The 21,542-nt window shown below is 41.4% G+C and carries 20 protein-coding genes; all 20 read left to right on the plus strand.

Annotated elements, in window-relative coordinates:
• Nucleotides 1-7: 7 nt before the first annotated feature.
• The 20 genes from OTG27_RS10480 to OTG27_RS10575 all read left to right on the plus strand — a co-directional run bounded on the left by OTG27_RS10480 (nucleotide 8) and on the right by OTG27_RS10575 (nucleotide 21,522).
• Entirely contained in the window at nucleotides 8-1,183 is a 1,176-nt protein-coding gene (locus OTG27_RS10480; protein ID WP_057277806.1) for an acyl-CoA dehydrogenase family protein, read from the plus strand.
• A 20-nt stretch (nucleotides 1,184-1,203) separates the two neighbouring features.
• Complete coding sequence (locus OTG27_RS10485; protein WP_057277805.1) at nucleotides 1,204-1,968, plus strand: SDR family oxidoreductase; 765 nt, start codon at nucleotides 1,204-1,206, stop codon at nucleotides 1,966-1,968.
• A gap of 18 nt (nucleotides 1,969-1,986) precedes the next feature.
• A complete protein-coding gene (locus OTG27_RS10490) occupies nucleotides 1,987-2,439 on the plus strand; it encodes a MaoC family dehydratase N-terminal domain-containing protein (RefSeq protein WP_095678347.1) in 453 nt (150 codons plus the stop codon).
• Entirely contained in the window at nucleotides 2,436-2,837 is a 402-nt protein-coding gene (locus OTG27_RS10495; RefSeq protein ID WP_268936859.1) for a MaoC/PaaZ C-terminal domain-containing protein, read from the plus strand. The genes OTG27_RS10490 and OTG27_RS10495 overlap by 4 nt, the downstream gene beginning before the upstream one ends.
• Nucleotides 2,838-2,971: 134 nt before the next feature.
• A complete protein-coding gene (locus tag OTG27_RS10500) occupies nucleotides 2,972-4,669 on the plus strand; it encodes a sigma-54 interaction domain-containing protein (RefSeq protein WP_082854641.1) in 1,698 nt (565 codons plus the stop codon).
• Nucleotides 4,670-5,249: 580 nt separating this feature from the next.
• Entirely contained in the window at nucleotides 5,250-5,675 is a 426-nt protein-coding gene (locus OTG27_RS10505) for a MarR family winged helix-turn-helix transcriptional regulator (protein ID WP_053534838.1), read from the plus strand.
• Nucleotides 5,676-5,988: 313 nt separating this feature from the next.
• Entirely contained in the window at nucleotides 5,989-7,629 is a 1,641-nt protein-coding gene (locus tag OTG27_RS10510; protein ID WP_268936860.1) for an MFS transporter, read from the plus strand.
• Nucleotides 7,626-8,258, plus strand: a complete 633-nt coding sequence (locus OTG27_RS10515; RefSeq protein ID WP_268936861.1) for an HlyD family secretion protein — start codon at nucleotides 7,626-7,628, stop codon at nucleotides 8,256-8,258. The genes OTG27_RS10510 and OTG27_RS10515 overlap by 4 nt, the downstream gene beginning before the upstream one ends.
• Before the next feature lie 43 nt (nucleotides 8,259-8,301).
• Complete coding sequence (locus OTG27_RS10520; protein ID WP_268936862.1) at nucleotides 8,302-8,829, plus strand: NAD(P)H-dependent oxidoreductase; 528 nt, start codon at nucleotides 8,302-8,304, stop codon at nucleotides 8,827-8,829.
• A 12-nt stretch (nucleotides 8,830-8,841) separates the two neighbouring features.
• Nucleotides 8,842-9,213 (plus strand): hypothetical protein, encoded by a 372-nt coding sequence (locus tag OTG27_RS10525; protein WP_268936863.1) that lies wholly within the window; start codon nucleotides 8,842-8,844, stop codon nucleotides 9,211-9,213.
• Nucleotides 9,214-10,301: 1,088 nt separating this feature from the next.
• Nucleotides 10,302-11,165, plus strand: coding sequence for a branched-chain amino acid ABC transporter permease (locus tag OTG27_RS10530; protein ID WP_034312368.1), 864 nt, complete (start codon nucleotides 10,302-10,304; stop codon nucleotides 11,163-11,165).
• Nucleotide 11,166: 1 nt separating this feature from the next.
• Nucleotides 11,167-12,162: a branched-chain amino acid ABC transporter permease gene (locus OTG27_RS10535; RefSeq protein WP_374941255.1), complete on the plus strand. Its 996-nt coding sequence runs from the start codon at nucleotides 11,167-11,169 to the stop codon at nucleotides 12,160-12,162.
• Nucleotides 12,159-12,929 (plus strand): ABC transporter ATP-binding protein, encoded by a 771-nt coding sequence (locus tag OTG27_RS10540; RefSeq protein ID WP_374941256.1) that lies wholly within the window; start codon nucleotides 12,159-12,161, stop codon nucleotides 12,927-12,929. The genes OTG27_RS10535 and OTG27_RS10540 overlap by 4 nt, the downstream gene beginning before the upstream one ends.
• The gene (locus OTG27_RS10545; RefSeq protein ID WP_063576370.1) at nucleotides 12,922-13,629 is read left to right on the plus strand and encodes an ABC transporter ATP-binding protein; all 708 of its coding nucleotides are present in this window, start codon (nucleotides 12,922-12,924) and stop codon (nucleotides 13,627-13,629) included. Before OTG27_RS10540 ends, OTG27_RS10545 begins: the two co-directional genes overlap by 8 nt.
• A gap of 22 nt (nucleotides 13,630-13,651) precedes the next feature.
• Nucleotides 13,652-14,833, plus strand: a complete 1,182-nt coding sequence (locus tag OTG27_RS10550; RefSeq protein WP_268936865.1) for an ABC transporter substrate-binding protein — start codon at nucleotides 13,652-13,654, stop codon at nucleotides 14,831-14,833.
• A gap of 359 nt (nucleotides 14,834-15,192) precedes the next feature.
• Nucleotides 15,193-16,101 (plus strand): N-acetylmuramic acid 6-phosphate etherase, encoded by a 909-nt coding sequence (gene murQ / locus OTG27_RS10555; RefSeq protein ID WP_268936866.1) that lies wholly within the window; start codon nucleotides 15,193-15,195, stop codon nucleotides 16,099-16,101.
• Between the two features lie 10 nt (nucleotides 16,102-16,111).
• Complete coding sequence (locus OTG27_RS10560) at nucleotides 16,112-16,969, plus strand: MurR/RpiR family transcriptional regulator (RefSeq protein ID WP_098185305.1); 858 nt, start codon at nucleotides 16,112-16,114, stop codon at nucleotides 16,967-16,969.
• 32 nt (nucleotides 16,970-17,001) lie between these two features.
• Nucleotides 17,002-18,372 (plus strand): PTS transporter subunit EIIC, encoded by a 1,371-nt coding sequence (locus tag OTG27_RS10565; protein WP_057277790.1) that lies wholly within the window; start codon nucleotides 17,002-17,004, stop codon nucleotides 18,370-18,372.
• Nucleotides 18,369-19,379, plus strand: coding sequence for a MupG family TIM beta-alpha barrel fold protein (locus OTG27_RS26575; RefSeq protein ID WP_268936867.1), 1,011 nt, complete (start codon nucleotides 18,369-18,371; stop codon nucleotides 19,377-19,379). Before OTG27_RS10565 ends, OTG27_RS26575 begins: the two co-directional genes overlap by 4 nt.
• 202 nt (nucleotides 19,380-19,581) lie before the next feature.
• Entirely contained in the window at nucleotides 19,582-21,522 is a 1,941-nt protein-coding gene (locus tag OTG27_RS10575; RefSeq protein ID WP_374941257.1) for a glycoside hydrolase family 3 protein, read from the plus strand.
• The last annotated feature ends 20 nt before the right edge of the window (nucleotides 21,523-21,542 follow it).

The raw sequence follows: 21,542 nt of genomic DNA on the forward strand, positions 1-21,542 counted from the left end.
GGTTAATATGGATTTACGTCTATCAGATGAACAAAAAATGGTACAAAAAACAATACGCAAGTTCGTGGAAAATGAATTGATTCCATTGGAAAATGAAGTGCTTCGCAATGAAATGGCAGGGAAACCTAGTTTACCAGAGGGGACATTGAAAGATTTACAGGAAAAAGCAAAAAAAGCGGGGTTTTGGGGCATCAATACCCCGGAGGAATATGGCGGGGCAGACCTAGGTCAGCTCATGATGGCAATTGTCTTGATGGAAGTGTCAAAAACGTTTGTACCATTCAGCTTTGGAGGTTCGGCTGATAACATCCTTTATTATGCAAATGAAGAACAGAAACAGAAATATCTGATCCCTACTATTAATGGTGAGAAAAAGTCCTGTTTTGCCATGACGGAGCCGGGGGCTGGGTCCGATACGCGAAATATTAAAATGACGGCAGTAAAAGAAGGAAATGAATGGGTGCTTAACGGAGAAAAAACATTCATCACTGGAGGAAATGATGCCGATTTCGTCATGGTCATTGCCGTAACTGACAAAGAACGTCATCAAGCAACCGGGACGGAAGGGGTAACCTGTTTCATTGTAGACCGTGATATGGGCTGGAGATCAGAATATATCAATACGATGGGAGAATGGGGACCGGCCGGTTTAGTTTTTGATAATGTCAGGGTACCCGAAGAAAACATCTTGGGGGAAGTGCATGGCGGTTATAAACTAGGCTTGGAATGGATTGGGTTTGCAAGATGGATCGTGGGCGCACGTGCTGTCGGTTCTGCAGAAAGATTGCTGCAAATGGCTATAGAATACGCTAAAGAACGAGTAACTTTCGGTAAACCGATCGCTGAGCGCCAGGCCATTCAATGGCAGATAGCTGATTCGGCCGTAGAAATTGAAGCTGCTAGATGGCTTGTATTGAATGCGGCTTTTACACTTGATAATGGAGAAGACAACCGCCATTTAGCTTCAATGGCTAAACTCTATGGAGCCAATATGGGGAATCGGGTCGTTGATCGTGTATTGCAGATTCACGGTGGCATGGGCTATACGAAGGAGCTTCCCATCGAACGCTGGTACCGCGAAGCCAGGCTTTGGAGGATTTATGATGGTACGGATGAAATACAGCGTATGATCATTTCCCGAAATTTGATTAAGGGACATGTTAAAGTAGGGCAATTTTTATAATAGATTAGGAGGAGACGATTATGACAGGGAGATTTTCAGGGAAAACGGCTTTAGTTACAGGTGGAAGCAGGGGGATTGGCCGGGCGATCGTCGAACTGTTTGCCAGTGAAGGCGCAAACGTGGCGATTATCGATATCAACGAAGAGGTTTTGACAGCAACAGGAAATGAACTAAGGGATAAGGGTTATACCATTTTTACCAAAGTGGCCAACGTGGTCAATCCAGAAGAGGTGGAAGCATCGATAAAAGAAATAGCCGACACATTCGGATCCCTTGATATTCTCGTGAATAATGCTGGGGTCATCCGGGATAATTTACTTTTTAAAATGACCGATTCTGATTGGCAGACGGTAATGGATGTGCATTTAAAAGGTACTTTCAATGCAGTACGTGCCGCCCAGAAGCATATGGTTGCAAATAAGTACGGAAGAATCATCAATATATCATCCACTTCGGCCCTTGGGAACCGCGGGCAGGCTAATTATTCAGCCGCAAAAGCTGGGCTTCAGGGGTTAACAAAAACACTGGCGATTGAACTTGGCAAATATGGGATAACGGCTAATTCGGTTGCACCAGGCTTTATCGAAACCGAAATGACGAAAGAAACAGCTAGGCGGGTGGGAGTGAGTTTTGAACAATTCATCCAGGATAGGGCAAACAGTATTCCAGTTGCCAGAAGCGGTTTGCCAAGTGATATTGCTCATGCTGTTGCATTCTTTGCCGATGAGGCATCCTCATTCATTAGCGGGCAGGTTTTATATGTTGCGGGCGGTCCAAAAAATTAAGGGAAAAGGCGGGATGTTATGTTCAACGAAAGTATTGGAAAACGATCCAACCCCGTTAAAAATATAGTTGAACGGGGAGCCGTTAAAAAATTCGCATTATCGATTGGTGATCCCCACCCGATTTTCATTGATGAAGAAACAGGCAGGCAATCAAGGTACGGTACGAATATCGCTCCACCAACTTTCCCAAGGGTCTTTGATTTTGGGACGATTGAAAGCTTAAATCTCCCGAATAAAGGCTTGATTCACGGTGAGCAGGTTTATCGCTATAACAGGCCGCTTAAGGTAGGGGAAGAAATCACCTGTTATACGGAAGTGAAAGACTATTATGAGAAAAAAGGGAAACAAGGGGAAATGGGATTTCTAGCGTTTAAAAATTATGGGACGGATGTAAATGGGGAAATTGTCTTCACTGCTGAACAGCTTGTCATTTTAAATGAAACGATCAGAAGGATGGTGATGAGTAAGTGACGACATTAACCGAACTTCATATTGGTGACTCGTTACATTCCATCGAGCTTGCACCAGTAACACGACTGGACCTCATTAAATATGCCGGCGCATCAGGTGATTTCAATCCCATTCATACCATTGATGAGGAAGCAAAAAATGCTGGTCTTCCAGGTATCATCGCACATGGAATGTGGACGATGGGAAACCTCGCAAAGCTATTCAGTAATCTTTATGAAATTGGATTTATCGAAGAATACAAGATTCGTTTCAAAGGGATGGTTTTCTTGAATGATGTCATAACTCTTCAAGCGGATCTAAAAGAAAAAAATGGGAATAGATACTTTTTCAACGTAGCGGCCACTAACCAGTCAGGTAAGGAAGCGATCAGTGGAGAGATTATTTTTAAGACTTACTGAGGTAAAGTAGTGATGAAAATTATTTCATCACTACTTTTTTTAGGAGCGAAATTCGACAATTTTAAAGGAGTTTCGAAAATTATCCAGAATTGTACTTAAAAAGAATTCTTTTTGCGGCGGTGAGGTGAATAGTAATGAATCAAGTGAAACAGGATTCTCAGCTTAATTTGCTCAAAGAGTGGACCTTTCCTGCACTAGTCGTGGATTCTGCAAATCGGATTAAGGATTGGGGAAACTATTTTAATCAATTGTTAAGCCAGGATGGTAATCATACATTAACCGAACAATTCGATGAGTGGCAATTTCTCGATAATAAAAGGCTTGCAGCTGCAAGGCTGCATGATAAACGGTATTTATTTTTATTAATGAAACAAATGGATGCTGACAATATTCTTTATATAGGCAGGGAAACGGAATTTTTGGATGATTTACTGATTGATGCTCATGAGACGGATAAATTGAATCGCGCACTGGATGCAATAATCGAAAATTCCTATGATGGAATATACATCACCGATCAAGATGGAATCACGCTTTATACCAATTCGGCAATTGAACGGATCACAGGCATACCAAAAGAGTACTATATCGGCAAATCTGTGGACCAATTGATTAAACGCGGCATACTGAATGCGTCGGTGACTCATAAGGTAGTGAAGCTGAGACGAACGGTATCAGTCGTACAGGATAATTTTGCGGGAAAGGAAACATTGATAACAGGGAGTCCCGTTTTTAATGCAGAAGGGGAAATAGAGCAAGTCGTTACGAATATAAGGGATTTATCTGATTTAAATGAACTGATGCATGAGTTGACGAAAGCTAATGAACTGAATCATCAATATAAGCAGGAAATTGAGAAACTGCGGAAGATAACGAGCAAAGATGGAGTCGTATTCGTCAGTGATAAAATGAAAATGATTTATGAGATAGCAGAAAGAATATCGGATATTGATGCAACAGTACTCATACTGGGAGAAACGGGTGTTGGAAAGGATGTCCTTGCCCGCAATATCTATAATCGGAGCATCCGGTCTAAAAAAGGAGACTTCATCAAAATAAATTGCGGGGCAATTCCCGCTGATTTATTGGAATCCGAGCTCTTTGGATATGAAGGAGGGGCATTTACCGGAGCCAATCAAAAAGGAAAACCAGGGATGTTTGAGCTTGCAGAGAGTGGTATCCTATTCCTGGATGAAGTCGGTGAGCTTCCCCTGCAACTTCAGGTGAAGCTGCTCCGGGCCCTTCAGGAAAGGGAGATTCAAAGAATCGGAGGTACAAAACCAAAGAAAATCGATGTTCGCATAATAGCAGCCACGAACCGAAATCTTTCGGAAATGGTCAAAACGGGTGATTTTCGTGAAGACCTCTTTTATAGGTTGAATGTCATTCCGATTACGATTCCTCCTCTAAGGGAAAGAAGAGAGGATATCTTGGCATTGACTGACTTGTTTTTAACAAAAGCAAACGAACAATATAAATTCTCAAAAGAAATAGATTCGCGGTTGAAGGAATATTTTTATCAACATGATTGGCCAGGAAATGTCCGTGAATTGATTAATATTGTGGAAAGGCTCGTCGTGCTGACGGATAATCGAATATTATCGATTAACGACCTTCCGGAAGAATATCAGCCGGAAAATCGGAATCAACCGAACCTCAATGCTACCTTAACTTTAAAAGAAGCGGTGGAAAGAGCCGAAAAGGAAATTTTGACGAAAGCGGCTCAAACCTACCAAACTACATATGAAATAGCAGAAGCCCTGGAATCCAGTCAGGCAACAATCGTGAGGAAACTTAAAAAATATCGATTAAAGGTCAGTGGAAAAGAATAGATGAGTTTGAACTGTACCTCTCAATGTTAGAAAAATGGGAGGTTCAGTTTTTTTGACTGATTATACGAGAGGCGAAAATTCAATAAAAAAATATAAATTGAATGTGAACCAAAGACGAAAAGATAAAATAGAACGGAGCAGCGGTGTCCAACCTAGATTCACCAGATGTAAACATCTTTGGCGAGAGGACGGTCTTACTGAGAAACCAGTCTCCTCGATCAACAAATTTATTTAAAGTTCCGATGAATAAGAGGAAAAGCCGATTTTTACAGGGGAGGAAGAAAATGAGAAGTTACAGAATTAATTTATCAACACTGATTTTCGCTCGAACCTTCAGAATGTCAGAGACAAACAGGGGAATTTATCAATAAGATATCTGATTAAATCCTATTCAATATATTGATTTAAATGGGTTTAATAAAGCTTTAAAACTTGGTAAGCCATTGAAAATCATGTATATTGTTTTTATACACATACAAGGGTAGTGGATCATTTTAATTGGAAAATATATATAAAGAACCAGCTACACAGTTCAGCCTAATTATTTTTCAAGTAAATCACTAGAAGGGAGATATAGATTTTGGACTCACTCCAGTTAATTGAATATGACATAGCCCTGCTTGTACGTCTAACAACATCCCCCAGTAGACAAATAGGCAACCTAGATCGATCCGAGTTTTTATTGCTAAGTGAATTGGATAAGCATGGGCCACTAGGCATTAATGAATTGTCAGACCAATTGAGACTGAATGTGTCTACCGCAAGTCGCCAGGTTGCCGCTATGGAGTCAAAGGAATTCATTCGCCGTTATCCAGATCCGAAAAACGGACGAATCAGCTTAATTGTCATGACGAAAGAAGGGCAAGAAATATTACATAATGCTCAGAAGTCTCGTCAAGAAAGATTATCCGATATTCTTAAAGACTGGTCAGAGGAAGATTTAAACGTTCTTCAGAGGAATTTAACACGTTTGAATCAGGATATTAAGAACTGGAAACAAAGATAATCCGAATTTTTGATAAGCAGAACCAGTAATGTTTATTACATATTTTAATGAACCTTTTCATGAAAAAGCCTAATTCAAATGTTCTTATTTGAATTAGGCTTTTTCATTTTTCCGTGTTATAGGTTTGTTTGGGTAATATTTTTATTGCTATATTTTATATATGTTGTATAATACAAATTGCAAATAGCAAGTTTGGGTATGTTGCATGTTTAACTGCTCAATATGAATGGATGGTGAAGACTTTTTTCTTTTAAAAATATTAAGGAATGGAATTTGACATTCAAAATTAGCTTAGAAAGAAAGGGGGAATTATATGAATTCACAAAATAATGTATTGAGTGGCGAGATAAAGAAACCCTTCTTGCCGGAATATGTGCTCATTTCTATATTAACGTTATTTTCATTTGGGCCTCAATACTTTACAAGTCTTTCCTACATCTTGAATCAAATGGTTATTCAAAATGGACTTAACTTAAGTACTCACGTTATGTTACTTCCATCCATTTGCTCAAATTTGGCTTTTTCGTTAGGTCTCCCATTTGGACGTATCCTTCCCATGAAATATGGAATAAGAAAAATTTATCTTACTTTCATTTTCATATTCCTTGGTGGAACGATCATCAATATTCTATGCTGGGGGATCATTCCGCTCACCATTGGCAGATCACTCCAAGGTTTAGGGGCAGGTGTATTGTTTCTGACAATCCTCCCGCTTAGTTTAAGGTCTTACCCAAACAAGGTGCGGAATCTGTTTATATTGTTTGCGATAGGTGGTTTATTTGGCTGCAGCGCGGTAGGTGCATTTGTTGGATCCTTATCTTTAAGTATTTCAGAGTGGCGATGGATATTCTTGTTAAATATTCTCTCATCCCTCATTTGCCTTGTAATAGGGTTCAGGATATTACCCAAAACGAAGCCAGAGTTAAACTCAGGAACGACGAAACATAACATGAAAGGAATTTTCTTATTCACTTTATTAATATTGGACTTGATTTTCCCGCTGTATAACTTACAAGAACGCGGCTTAACATCAAATCAGGTTTGGCCATTTTTTGTGATTGCTCTTCTATTGGCGTTATTGTTCATAGCGGTTGATTTTAATGCTGTTGATCCCTTTATTCCAATCAGATCATTGTGGTCAGCAAAAACAGTTTCAGGAACAATTATGGCTTTAACTGCTCATATTGCTCTTATCGTCGCGATTGCAGGAGCTAATGGGTTTTTGAGTAACATTCTTGATCCTCCATTCATATACCTTACGTATTTTTATTTGTGGTTTTTTGTTGGCTTTTTGGCGTCTGGCATCATCTGTACTTTGCTGTATGACAAATGGGGTGCAGGCAGGCTGGGAATGGTAGGATCCATCATCATCATAATGATCAGTATTCAATGGAGATCAATGGGAACCGAGGTTTCTTTAACGGCAATAAATGTTCAAATGGCTTGTATAGGCGTAGGCGTAAGCATGGTGCTATTATCAGGGGCATTGGGAACAGCACTGGCAGGTGACATTCACAAGGCAGTACTACGGTCATCATCCCTGCATTCAATGAGAAATTTATTTGGTTCAATTGCTGGACCAGTACTAGGATGGTTCGCTTATCGAATGCATGCGATTCACTATGAAGATGTTCGAGGGGAAATATCTCTATTGAATCCCGAAACTAACTCAGAGATGGCCGGATTGGTCCGCAATTATATCAATAATGGACATACACTTACAGAGGCAAAAAGCATGGCTTATTATTCAATGGTTGAGAATAGTCAAAAAGGTGCGCTTCTAGGTGCTTACCATGATTTATTTACCATTCTCCTGGTATTAGGCATAATCATGTTGTTAGCTTCCATCGGAAAGGCTGTAACGGGCAAAGGAAGGTCGCTAGTGCAGAAAGAGCAGCACATTTTACTTCCAGCACCATTGGAAAAAACGAATAAAAAGGGGAAATACGTATGAGTAAAGGTCGTTTAATAATTGCCAATATTTTAGGTATTCTTGTTGTAATTGCTTTGCTAGCAGGCGGTGCCTACTTTTATTATCAAAATGAGAACTTTGTTAAAACCGATGATGCGAAGGTATCTGCAGACATGGTTCAAATTGTAGCACCAGCTTCTGGTATGCTCAAAGATTGGAATATTAAAGAGGGTAAAGCTGTTACAAAAGGAAAGGCAATAGGAACAATTGATGAAGAAGGTCAAGCCGTTTCCATAAAGTCTACCATGGAGGGAACGATTATTAAAAATGGAGCAGGCAATGACCAGCTAGTACAAGGTGGCCAAGTGCTAGCCCAAGCTGCAGACCTCAAGCATTTATACATTACAGCTAACATCAAGGAAACAGATTTAAAGGATATTGAAAAAGGCGATTCAGTGGATATAAACGTAGATGGCGATACCGACGTAACTTTCGAAGGAAAAGTTGAAGAAATCGGCTATGCTACTAAATCTGTATTTTCGTCTTTACCAGAGTCGAATACGGGCAATTTCACAAAGGTAACTCAGAAAGTTTCTGTTAAAATCTCAATTATGAATCAATCCGCCAAAGTACTTCCTGGTATGAATGCTAAAGTTAAAATCTCGTTGTAGATGAAAATTCGCATCAATGCAACCAAGAGGAGTGGGGAATTTTATGAAAATCTATGTAGTCTATGATAGTGAAGGTGAACATACAAAGGCACTGGCATATTCAATAGCGGAAGGGGCTCAAGAAGTGTATGGTGAAGTGCATATAGATCATGTGGATCAGGCAGATGTATATAAGCTATCAGAAATGGATGCGATTGTATGGGGATGTCCTGGACATTTCGGGACGATTAGCTCTGGATTAAAAGCTTGGATAGATAAATTAGGGTTCTTATGGGCAGAAGGTAAGCTGATAAACAAAATTGGTGCTGTATTTTGTACGACTGCTACCGTCCATGGAGGATTAGAAGCAACGATGCTTAACCTCATTACTCCAATGCTTCACCAAGGGATGATTATCGTCGGCTTACCTGGTAATGTTCCAGAAAATGCTTTATATGGATCTTATTACGGGGTTGGGGTGTCCTGTCCTGTTGATAGTACAGATTTGCTTCCTAAGCAAGCCCAAGAGTTAGGAAGAGCTTTAGGAAAACGTGTAGCGGAAGTCACACAAACTCTAACACATGTACAGTAAGGGGTTGGTCAGATGGTGACCATTATTGCTTGCATAGGATTGGCTATGGCTGTTATTGGGGGATTGTTCAAGATTAATTTCTGGTCAACTTCAAAAGAAGAGATGGCACGTGAAACGGTTATAAACGAAACTGGTAAGGAAGCCATCCATTCACCTGACAAATCTGAATTGGTTCCAGAGGTTCCAGAGCAGACTCTAACTGCTTCCGTTGGGCAGGTTAATCACATGAACGATCAGGCCTACCGCCAAGCCCTTCAATGTTTCCAGGATACGACTCAGGAAGATTTAAACATCAAGGGTTTGGCTATGAAGGATGAAGAATATAGAAAAGCGTTAAAAAACATGAATCGTAAGCGTGAAAATGAAAAAAACAGTGAAGTGTAGAAAAATTCCTAAGGATGAACTAACTCTAAAAAGTGAGGTAACATTAAATCGTGTGTTAAGTACAACTGCAAGGTAACGGTTCTTAGACATTATGAATGCGTGACCCATTCGATCGGTAAGAGATTTGAGGATTAACAATAATTTACTAGCTGATCTCCGTGGTAAAAGCTGATAAGGAAATCTTGACGAAAGCGGCTTAAACCTACTAAATTACCATGAAATTGGAGAAGCGCTTGATTCCTCATGCAAAAATTTTCAGGAAACTTAAAAAATATCGAGGTCGTGGAAATGATAGGTAAGTATGAGCAGCACCTCCAATTTTGGATATTATCCAAAATTGGAGGTGCTGTCTTTTTGACTGAATTCCTAATTATATTTACGCGTTTTTTGGGGATGACGGGCTTTATTACCTTAGGAAATTATTGGTTCTTAGGTTGTGTTTTTTTACATTATTACCCGCCTGCTAATATGTGAAATGATGGAAGTTATAAACGGGATTTTTTGGTTCCTTTCCATTTTAATTTTTTTTGATTCAGAAATGATTTTTTCAGTCAATAGTGAATGAAGGACATCCCGTATGGAACCGATACTTTTGAGATTTTACAATTCAATAATGAATTCACAGACAGGTTAATAGCCTTATTGAAGGTGATTTACTGTTTGGCACGGCACTTGCATTATTATCTGGAAATTAATCTGGAAATTAATCTGGAAATTAATCTGGAAATTATTCTGCGGAATGATTCTCCTATGGGAAGGTGCGAGGTGAAAGGGGTGAAAAAACCAGACGGCCACCATGTATAAACCGTCATTAAACAGAAAATGGAATCATTGTCTTTCCCTAAATACAGCTTGTCTGCACGATCGTTACGCCCGAAAAAAATGAAAGCGCTAACAACAAATACCTAAGCTATTTCTATAGGCGGAGAATAAAGGGAATTAAAGCTTATTGGCCATTCCCGAGATGTTGATGCTATGGGAGAGTATGTGAAAATGTTTTTAATACAGATTTGTGCTTTTAAAATATGGACAGGATTGTGAGCCAGGAACAGCAAAGTGAAGTTCATTAATTTTCAAGGAGGAAATAAATGGAAATTTTGATCCAGCAGCTTTTTAATGGTTTGACGATTGGCAGCGTATATAGTCTCGTTGCACTGGGATTGACGCTAGTATATGGAATTTTGCATATTCCGAACTTTGCACACGGTGCCCTATATATGTTGGGAGGATATATCACGTTGTCAATGATGACATTATATGGGGTCAATTACTGGATGGCCATGTTCGTATCCATTATCGTTGTTGGTTTGTTGGGAGTCCTTTTGGAACGTTTCGTGTTCCGCCTGTTAAGGGAGGCACCTCCGTTGCACGATAAGATTGCAGCCATCGGCATTCTCCTTTTTCTTGAAGCTTTTGCCCAATTTGTCTGGGGTGCCGACTTCCATACTATGACTTCTCCATATGGTCAAGTCGTCAATATCCTGGGACTGACGTTCACACTTCAGCGATTATTGATCATCGTGTCAGCTATCGCAGTGATGGTTTTACTTTACCTTTTCCTAAAGAAAACTTATGCCGGTTCGACGATAATTGCAATGTCCCAAAGCCGTGAAGGGGCGTCATTAGTAGGAATCAACATTAATAAAGTCGCGATGCTTACCTTCATGATATCGGGGGGATTAGCAGCCATCGCTTCATCCCTTGCATCACCGATTAATCTTGTTTTTCCCGGCATGGGGCATTTAGTCATCCTAAAAGCCTTCGTCATTATCATATTGGGTGGAATGGGCAGCATCCCGGGGGCGATCGTAGGTGGATATATCCTAGGTTTCAGTGAGAGCCTGGGTGCAACTTATATTTCAAATGATTATAAAGACATCATTGCATTCATACTTTTAGTCATCATATTAACGGTGAAACCAACAGGTCTTTTTGCAAAGGGGGAGAGGTAGTGTGAGGATATTAACGAAAAGAAATGGGATTATCGCTCTTATCGTCTTTGCTTTTTCATTCCCCTATATCGCGCAAAACGATTATTATCTCCATATGCTGACACTTTCGTTCATCTGGGCGATAGCTGTTTATGGAATCAATTTATTATCAGGCTATACTGGGTATCTCTCGCTTGCACATGCTGGATTTTTTGCGATTGGAGCGTATTCTCTTGGACTGCTCACAGTAAAAGCGGGAATGAACTTTTGGCTGGCACTAATATGTGCATGTTTAATCACATGTGCCATTGGGTTTTTAATCGGTTTGATTGCGCTAAGGACAAAGGAACACTTTTTCGCGATTTATACCCTATGTGTGGGTTACATCATTTATCTGGTGATCGATAAATGGGAGGGACTTACAGAGGGGGTTAGGGGATTGATCGGGATCCCTGCTCCTGGGAATATAGGACCTATCACATTCGATACTGCAGCATCCCAATATTATCTCGTTCTCATTTTCCTGCTTGCAGTGATTTTAATCATGTATCGAATTATACGCTCATTGACCGGCAGAACGTATATGGCGATCAGGAACAGCGAGGACCTTGCACAAACGATTGGTATATCCACAATGAAGAATAAGTTAGCCGCATTTGTCCTATCCACATTCTTCGCAGGTTTGGCAGGTGCCTTGTATGCTTCATTCATCCGTTTCATTGGACCTGATATCGGATCAACTGCCATCATGTTCGATCTATTGATGTATTTATTGGTTGGCGGAATCGGGACACTTTCAGGTCCATTGGTAGGAACATTATTATTAGTAATCCTGTCGCAGAATCTGCAATTCCTTCAAGAATATCGAATGTTGATATTCGGACCATTACTTACGGTGATCATTATCTTTTATCCGCGCGGAATCGCAGGGGCATTCTTTGATTGGCAAAGAAAGCGAAAAAATAATGCACTGTCCGGGGTTAGGGGCGAATTGCACATAAAAGCTGAGGAGGGATGAATTTGCTAATCGAAACTAAGAATTTGACAAAGCGTTTCGGAGGATTGGCGGCCGTCAATAATGTGGATTTTTCAATTGAAAAAGGTAGAATCAATGCAATAATCGGGCCAAATGGTGCAGGGAAATCCACTTTTTTTAACTTGATCAGTGGCTTTCATCGACCGACTTCCGGGACGGTGCTTTTTAAAGGGATAGATATCACCAAACTTCCTGCCAATGAAATTGCGGGGCTCGGAATTTCAAGAACCTTTCAAACGACAAGCCTTTTCGATCAATCGACCGTGTTGGATAATGTCATTGTCGGTCATAGACTGCGAACAAAATCCAATTTGGTGGATGCCATTCTAAGAACAAAACGTTTAAAACTGGAGGAAGCGGCTTGCAGGGATAAGGCTATGGAGGTGCTTGATATTGTCGGATTAACGGAATCGGCTGACAGAATGGTCTCGAGCATCTCACAGGAGGAAAAGAAACGGACAGCCATTGCTCTGGCCCTAGCGACAGAACCGGAAATCATCTTTCTTGATGAACCTGCTGCGGGTATCAACCCGGATGAAACGGAAGGCTTGACAGAACTGATTAAAAAATTGAATCGATCGGGACTGACCGTTTGTTTAATCGAGCACAAAATGCATATGATCATGAACTTGGCAGACCACATCATGGTCCTTAATTACGGAGAAAAAATTGCCGAGGGCACTCCTAAGGAAATCCGCGGAAATGAAGCGGTCATTAAAGCCTATTTGGGAGGGAGTGCCAGTGCTTAAGTTAACAGATGTCGCCGTGAATTATGGAAGTTTCACTGCGATAAACCATGTGAATATCGAAGTTGCTGAGGGAGAAATCGTTGTTTTGCTAGGAGCTAATGGAGCAGGAAAAAGCACGACTTTTCGTTCCATAAGCGGAATCAGTAAGCTTTCCAAGGGGGAAATCCATTTTCAAGGCATGCCGATAGGGGGCCGTGCCCCGGATAAGAATGTTCGGGAGGGGATCGTTCAGTGTGCCGAAGGACGTAAACTGTTTCCACAGATGACCGTTCAGGAAAATCTGCGGATGGGTGCCTATGTGCATCGAAAGAAAAAAGCGGAGATCAAGGATTCCTTGGAATACGTCTATCACTTATTCCCGATTTTAAAAGAAAAGCATCATGATGAAGCGGGAAGCCTGAGCGGCGGCCAACAGCAAATGCTCGCAATTGGAAGGGCTTTGATGTCAAAACCGAAATTGTTGATGCTTGATGAGCCTTCGGTGGGACTCGCTCCACTCATTGTTGAACAAATGTTTCAAGTCATTGAAGAAATAAACCGCGAAGGAATCACGGTTCTGCTTGCTGAACAAAACGCGAATGCTGCCCTAAGCATTGCAGATAAAGGATATGTTTTTGAAAATGGGGAAATTGTCGTTCAAGGGACAGCAAGTGAGCTATTAGCCAATGATGAAGTAAGGAAAGCGTATATCGGGGCCTGAATAAATTGAATGGGGGATTTTTATGAAAAAACTGAAAGTATTATTTGTCTTTCTCCTGCTAACCATCACTGTTTTGACCGGGTGCAATAAAGGGGATAGCCCTGTGTCCAGCAGTGGCAGTAAAGGAAAAAATGACAATGTCGTAAACATCGGTTTTAGCGGTCCTTTAAGCGGGGCAGCAGCGTTATATGGGAAACGGACATTGAATGGTGTCGAAATGGCCGTCAATGAAATTAATGATGCTGGTGGTTTTGAAGTAGATGGTAAGAAATACACGTTGAACTTAGTATCGTTGGACGATAAATACTTACCTAATGAAACAGGGTCGAACGCTAAACGTTTAATTCAGGAATATGATACGCCGATCATATTCACGCCTCACAGCGGAGGCGTGCTGGCACTTCAGGTTTTTAATGAACAAGAGGAATTCATCATTGGTGCATATACGAGTGAACCGGCAGTGACCGAGAGCGGAAATTCATTAACTGTTCGAATCCCACCGAATTACGAGGGGTATATCGAGCCTTTTACAAAATATGCGATGGAACATTTCGGCAAGAAAATTGCCGCTTTGCCAACATCTTCGCAATACGGTAAAGACTGGACGGAAGCCGTGCTCCCACATTGGAAAAAGCAAGGCGGAAAAGTCGTTTATAATTCTTCGATTGATTTCGCCAAAGAAACCGATTTCTTTACGATTGTCACAAATGCCTTGAAAAAAGATCCTGATGTGCTATTCATCGGTGGAGCTTCGGAACCTACGGCAAAAGTGGCGAAGCAAGCTCGGGAGCTGGGATTTAAAGGCGGTTTCATCATCATGGATCAAGCAAAGCTGGATCAAATGAAGCCGATTGCAGGTTCATATGAAACATTGGAAGGCTCGATTGGCGTTCTGCCATTGATGGACTCAGATGAAGAAGCAGTGCCTGCATTCGTCGAGAAATATCAAAAGAATTATAAGGAAGATCCAAGCTCCGAAGTAGGATTGAATTATATCGCGATGTATGCGTTTGTGGAAGCGATGAAATCTGCAGGCAGCGTTGATGATGCCAAGGCCATCCGTAAACATATGCAAGACGGACTTTCAAATATAGGGCCAGATCAAAAAATATACGATATTCCCTCAATTGATGAAAATGGAGGATTTGCATCAACTATTGTCGTCGGTGCAGTAGAAAACGGGAAAGTAGTCCCGATCCGTTAACTGGGTAAAGGAGTACAGGTGTACCGGGTCTGGAGTAGTATACTAGTTTAGCTTTTTGCAAAATTGCGTGTATCGTTCCTAATAAGGTGACGGTACACGTTTTTTTTTTGAAAAAATTCACACTAAAAATAGTAGGCTCCTATGGGTAAATTAAGCCACTCTGAAAGGGATAGATGCAAGTCCGCCAGCATCGAGTTTTGAAGAACGGAGATTGCCGGTTAACAAATTTTACAAAAATATCTTGTCTCTAAGTAATGAAAACGCTATCATTGAATATAATATGAAATATAATTTCATTAATTTCTATTAAAAAATGAAATTATATTTAAGTGATTGTTTATAGGAGGATTTAATAGTCTATGGAAGAACATTTGCGTTCATTAACGACTGAATTACGGAACGAAAAGACGATGAATATCGACAGTGTTACTACAATGGACATCATTTCTGCAATCAATAAAGAAGATTTTAAAGTGGCAGCAGCAGTTCAGGAGGTATTGCCAGAGATTGAAACGGCAGTTGAATGGGCTTGCGAATCGTTAAAAAAAGGAGGGAGACTCATATACATCGGAGCAGGAACGAGCGGAAGGCTCGGAGTGCTGGATGCTGTGGAATGTCCCCCGACTTTCAGCACTCCGCCTGATAGGGTGCTGGGAATAATCGCAGGAGGGGAAAAGGCATTTGTTCGGGCTGTTGAAGGTGCAGAGGATAAAGAAGAGTTTGGGGAAAGTGACCTGATTGACGTGGCGCTTACAGCAAATGATACGGTTATTGGCATTGCGGCAAGCGGGCGCACTCCTTATGTGAAGGGTGCTTTGCGTTATGCAAGAAAGGTCGGGGCTAAAGCGGTCGCTTTATCCTGCAATAATAACTCGAGCATCACGAAAGAAGCTGATATAGGGATTGAAGTGGTGGTCGGGCCGGAAGTGTTAACAGGATCCACGAGAATGAAAGCGGCAACCGCACATAAAATGGTACTCAATATGATTTCAACGGCAACAATGATCCGATTGGGCAAAGTCTATGAAAATCTGATGGTCGATGTAAATGTCAGTAATCAAAAACTGAAGGATCGTGCAGTAAACATCATAGAAACAGTAACGAATGCTGATTATGATCAAGCTTTGAATATGCTTGAAAAGGCAAATAATCAAGTTAAGCCAGCGATTGTCATGATAAAAACGGCAACAGATTATGAAAAAGCTATGGAGTTACTGGAAAAAGCGGATGGAGATGTCAGAAAAGCCATCTCGATCTATGAAGATTAGGAGGGAAGCAATGGCTACAGGAGGATTATCCATCATACAGACGATGTTGAGCAAGCTGCCGCAATCAGAACAAAAACTAGCGGAATATATTCTGCAGAATCCTCATGAAGTTGTGAACAGCACTGTACAGGAATTAAGTACGTCTGCCCAAACAAGCGGGGCTGCTGTTATTAGGTTGTGTAAATCGCTTGGAATAAAAGGATATCAAGATCTGAAAATAAGGATTGCCGGAGATTTGATGAAGACGGTTGAACAGGGCTACCGGGATATCGAGCCTTCCGAATCACTGTACCGGATTGTGGAGAAAACAACGAGTAATTCGATTCAGACCATCCGGGACACATCTGAAATAATCGATCATGATAATCTAAAACATGCCATGACGCTGATGCTGAATGCAAAAACCGTCCACTTTTGCGGTGTGGGTGCTTCGAATATAGTTGCTGCGGATGCTCAGCAAAAATTACTTCGCATCAATAAAGGAGCAACGGCTTTTACAGATATGCATTTAGTTGCAACCCTGATTGCAAATGCTGATGAGAATGACATCGTTTTTGCCATTTCATTCTCTGGGGAAACACCTGAAGTTGTCAATATATTGAAGCTGGCAAAGGAACGTGGGGTCAAGACAATCGGGCTGACCCATTATGGCCAAACAACGGTATCTTCTTTGTGTGATGCCACATTGTTTACATCCTATTCGAATGAAGCACCATTTCGAAGTGCAGCAACATCCTCACGATTGGCGCAATTATATATGATTGACATTTTGTTTTTGGGGATGGCTTCAGAGCAGTATGAAGAAACTGTCCAATATATTGATAACACAAGGTCTGCCATTAAATCGATGACAGATCGATATAAATGATTAATCCGAGATTTGAAAAAGGGGGCTTATGAATGGGTAAGGGGGATAAGTACGCCAGTTTAGCAGAAGAGTTATTGGGGAAATTAGGTGGGGCATCTAATGTTGCCGATGCTGCACATTGTATGACGAGACTGAGGGTATTGCCAATTGATCGTTCGAAAGTAAAAATGGAAGATATAAAAAATACGGAAGGCGTTTTTGGCGTCATTGAAGAGGAAACGATACAAATCGTTCTCGGGCCAGGCGTGGTGAACAAGGTTCATACAGAATTTGAAAAGCTTCTGGGGGAAGCTTCTGGAGATTTGAACTTAAAAGAAGTGGCCTCGAAGAATAAATCAGAGATTGATAGGAAAAACGCAAAACCGTTTAGACTTTTTTTACGCAGGATTGCAAGTATTTTCATCCCTTTAATTCCCGCCTTAGTGGCATCAGGTTTGATTACCGGTATTACAAAGGCAATCGTTCAAGCGGGCTGGCTTGCAGCAGAATCACAATTAGCCATCATTTTAACCGTTATCGGATCCGGTCTGTTTGCCTACTTGGGGATTTTGGTTGGGACCAATGCTGCAAAAGAATACGGAGGATCACCTGCACTTGGTGCCCTTGCTGGTATCTTGGTCATAAATCCGGCCGTCGGCGACATTTCATTGTTCGGTGAAAATTTGCTCCCTGGCCGCGGTGGGTTGATCGGAGTACTCTTTGCAGCTATTTTCATAGCCTTGGTGGAAAAACAGGTCAGGAAATTCATTCCTCAATCACTGGATATCATTTTGACGCCAACCATCGCTTTACTCATTACCGGGATTGTCACTTACATTGTATTTATGCCGGTAGGAGGGTTTTTATCGGATGCCATTACGAATGGGTTATTGAATGTATTGGATTTCGGCGGTGTTGTAGCTGGATTCGTGCTTGGGGCGGCCTTCCTCCCTCTCGTCATTACTGGTTTACATCAAGGTTTAACGCCTGTCCATCTAGAATTGATAAATTCGATTGGTGATGATCCACTGCTTCCTATTTTGGCGATGGGTGGCGCGGGCCAAGTGGGAGCGGCATTTGCCATCTATATGAAAACGAAGAAAGCAAGTTTGAAGAGGGCTATCGGAGGAGGGCTTCCTTCAGGAATGCTAGGTATTGGTGAACCCCTTATATTTGGAGTGACCCTGCCATTGGGCCGGCCCTTCTTAACTGCATGTTTAGGTGCAGGAGTAGGCGGAGCATTCCAAGCTCAATTCGGGATCGCCACGTCTTCCATCGGTGTGTCCGGACTGCCGCTTACCTTTCTAGTTCATCCAAACCAAATCGCCCTGTTCCTTGCTGGGTTGTTCATTTCCTATATAGCAGGGTTTATTTTTACGTATCTGTTCGGATTTAAAGATGAAATGGCGGTTGAATTTAAGTGATCGGAATTTCTTTTTATCTACAGGACCCGCTTGCAGAAACACAAATTATACATGCTGCTAACCTGGGAGTGAAGAGAGTATTTACCTCGCTCCATATTCCTGAAGAAAAGGGGGACCTCGTGAAGAGGATGATCAGGCTTTTAAAGCTTGCAGAGGACTATGGAATGGAAATCCATGCAGATGTCTCATTAAATACGCTTGATCATTTGGGGATTAACAAATTTACGGATTTATGGCCATTAGGTATTAAAGGGATTCGCCTTGATGATGGGTTCGATAAAGAAACGGTCATATCTTTATCTAAGGTGTTTTCACTCTCACTAAATGCAAGTACGTTGAATGAGGATGAACTTTTAGCCGTGCTTGGGGGCGGAGTGGAACCGGAAAGACTGATAGCTTGGCACAACTTTTATCCAAGGCCAGAAACGGGCCTTGAAGAAGAGTTCTTTCATGAACAAAATAGAATGTTCAAGAAATACGGCATACCGATCTTTGCTTTCATCCCGGGTGCAGGAAGTAAACGCGGTCCTCTTCATGAGGGTCTTCCAACGCTTGAAAAACACAGGTTGATGAATCCTTACGCCGCCGGAATTGAGCTGATCCAGCATGTGGATGGAGTTTACATTGGAGATCAGGGAACGGAGGGTAATTTGCTTGAGAATCTAACTGCGTATGAAAATCTGAACATTCTAACTATTGGAATGGAATCCCGACTTTTGCAAAGCGGTCAGTATAAATTGAGGCCAGATGTTTCTCAAGATGTTTTCCGGCTGCAGAATACCCGTGTCACCGCAAATGTTGAGCCGAGTAATACAGCTGCACGAAGCCTTGGATCCATAACGATGGACAATGATGCTTATGGAAGGTATCGGGGAGAGGTTCAGATTTGCAAAAGAGACCTAGGGGCAGACCACCGAGTCAACGTTATAGGAAGAGTTATAGAAGAAGATATTCCCTTGCTGTCCCTTCTAAAGCCTGGTCAAACAATAAAACTTATAATGGAGTAAACAATTGGACTCAAAGAATCCAGGGAGAAATGGAAACATTTCATGAAGGCTTTTTAAAGAGGCGGCTGCTGGGATTCCCGATGCTGCCTTGATTTCTTTATAGGATCTATATAGTTCATTTCCATTCATTTTTACCCCTTCATGGCAGTGGTTTGGAATTGTTGCTAACAGAACTAAAAAGAATACAAGGGAGGAAGCCTGAATGATAAAAAGGATATGTGCCCCAGCTGGAATCGCATTATGTTTGGTTTTGTCCATTATGGGAGGGAATGCGACGGCAAAGGGATACGAGAATGAAAAAACGGTTTCAGATATACAGGAAATCGTAGAAAACATGACAATCGATGAAAAAGTCGGTCAAATGCTCATGCCGGATTTTCGTAATTGGCAAAAACAAGGAGAAACAAAGGCGACCGGATTTATTGAAATGAACTCGGAAGTTGCAAGCATTATCAAAAAATATCATCTGGGCGGTGTGATTCTGTTTGCTGAGAATGTAGTCGATACCGAACAAACGGTTCGGCTCACCGATGGTTTACAGATGGCAAGCCCGGACCTTCCGCTGTTCATAACGATTGATCAGGAAGGTGGAATCGTAACTCGCCTTCAAACTGGAACGAACCTTCCTGGTAATATGGCACTTGGTGCAGCCAGACAAGAGAGTTACGCATATCAATCCGGAGAAATTATTGGCAAGGAACTGTCGTCACTTGGCATAAATGTCAATTTCGGACCGTCTGTCGATGTCAATAATAATCCCGGAAATCCTGTTATTGGCGTTCGATCCTTCAGTTCCGAGCCGGAACTTGTATCAAAGCTTGGCATTCAGATGATAAAAGGATTGCAAAATCAGAACATGATAGCGACGACCAAGCATTTCCCTGGCCATGGAGATACAGCAGTCGACAGTCATTATGGTCTTCCCCTTGTTTCTCATGATAAAGAGCGTTTGCGCTCCATCGAGCTGCTTCCTTTCCAAAGAGCTATCGATGCTGGAGTTGATATGATGATGACTGCACATGTTCAATTTCCTGCATTCGATGACACTACCTATATCAGTAAAAAAGACGGTCAAGAAATTATGGTTCCTGCAACGCTGTCACAAAAGGTCATCACGGGTCTATTACGTGAAGAAATGGGATTTGACGGTGTTGTGGTTACAGATGCTTTGAATATGAAAGCCATCGCGGACAACTTCGGACAGGAAGAAGCTGTGGTCCTTGCCCTGAAATCTGGTGTTGATATTGCTTTGATGCCGGCACAGGTTAATTCGCTTCAAATGGAAAAGAATCTAACCTCTGTATTCAATGCAGTGAAGGTAGCAGTGGCAAGCGGGGAAATTCCTCTAAATCAGGTCAATCAATCTGTAACGAGGATACTTGAACTAAAAGTGAAAAGAGGAATATTAAACCCGGAAGATACTCCGATAGATAAAAAAATCGAAACCGCGCTTCAAGTGGTCGGTAACGAAGATCATTTGAAAAAAGAAAGGGAAATGGCGGAAGATGCCATCACTCTATTGAAAAATGAACACAAAACATTGCCTTTCAAACCTAAGAAAAATGATAAAGTTTTAATTCTTGCTCCTTTTGATGACCAAGTTGAATCCATGTCCAGGAGCATAAGCGAATTAGCTGATAAAAAGAAAATAAAGAAAGTCCAAATAACGGGTATGAGTTTTTCAGGAAAGTCATTTACAGATCAAGTGGCCAGACTCATTGATGAATCGGATTTTGTCATAACTGGTTCCTATATTGTCAAAAACGATCCGGCTGTCAATGATGGAGTGATAGATGACAGCATTCAAGATTCGTCGAAGTGGGCAACAGCCTTCCCTAGAGCGGTCATGAATCATGCCAAGAAAAAAGACAAAGAATTTGTTTTAATGAGTTTAAGAAACCCTTATGATGTTGCAAACTTTGAAGAAGCGAAGGCGATTCTTGCTGTTTACGGGTTTAAAGGGTATTCGAATGGGCGTTATAGACAGCCGAATATCCCGGCAGGCATCTCGACCATTTTTGGAGAATCAAGACCAAAAGGCACGTTGCCGGTCGATATACCTTCAGTAACTAAGCCCTCTGAAAGCCTTTATAAATATGGATATGGATTAGATATTAAATCTGGAAGACCCATTAAAAATTAAGGAGAGAAGCAATTTGAAAA

This window comes from Peribacillus sp. AS_2 (assembly GCF_026891895.1).
Taxonomy (GTDB): Bacteria; Bacillota; Bacilli; order Bacillales; family DSM-1321; genus Peribacillus; species Peribacillus frigoritolerans.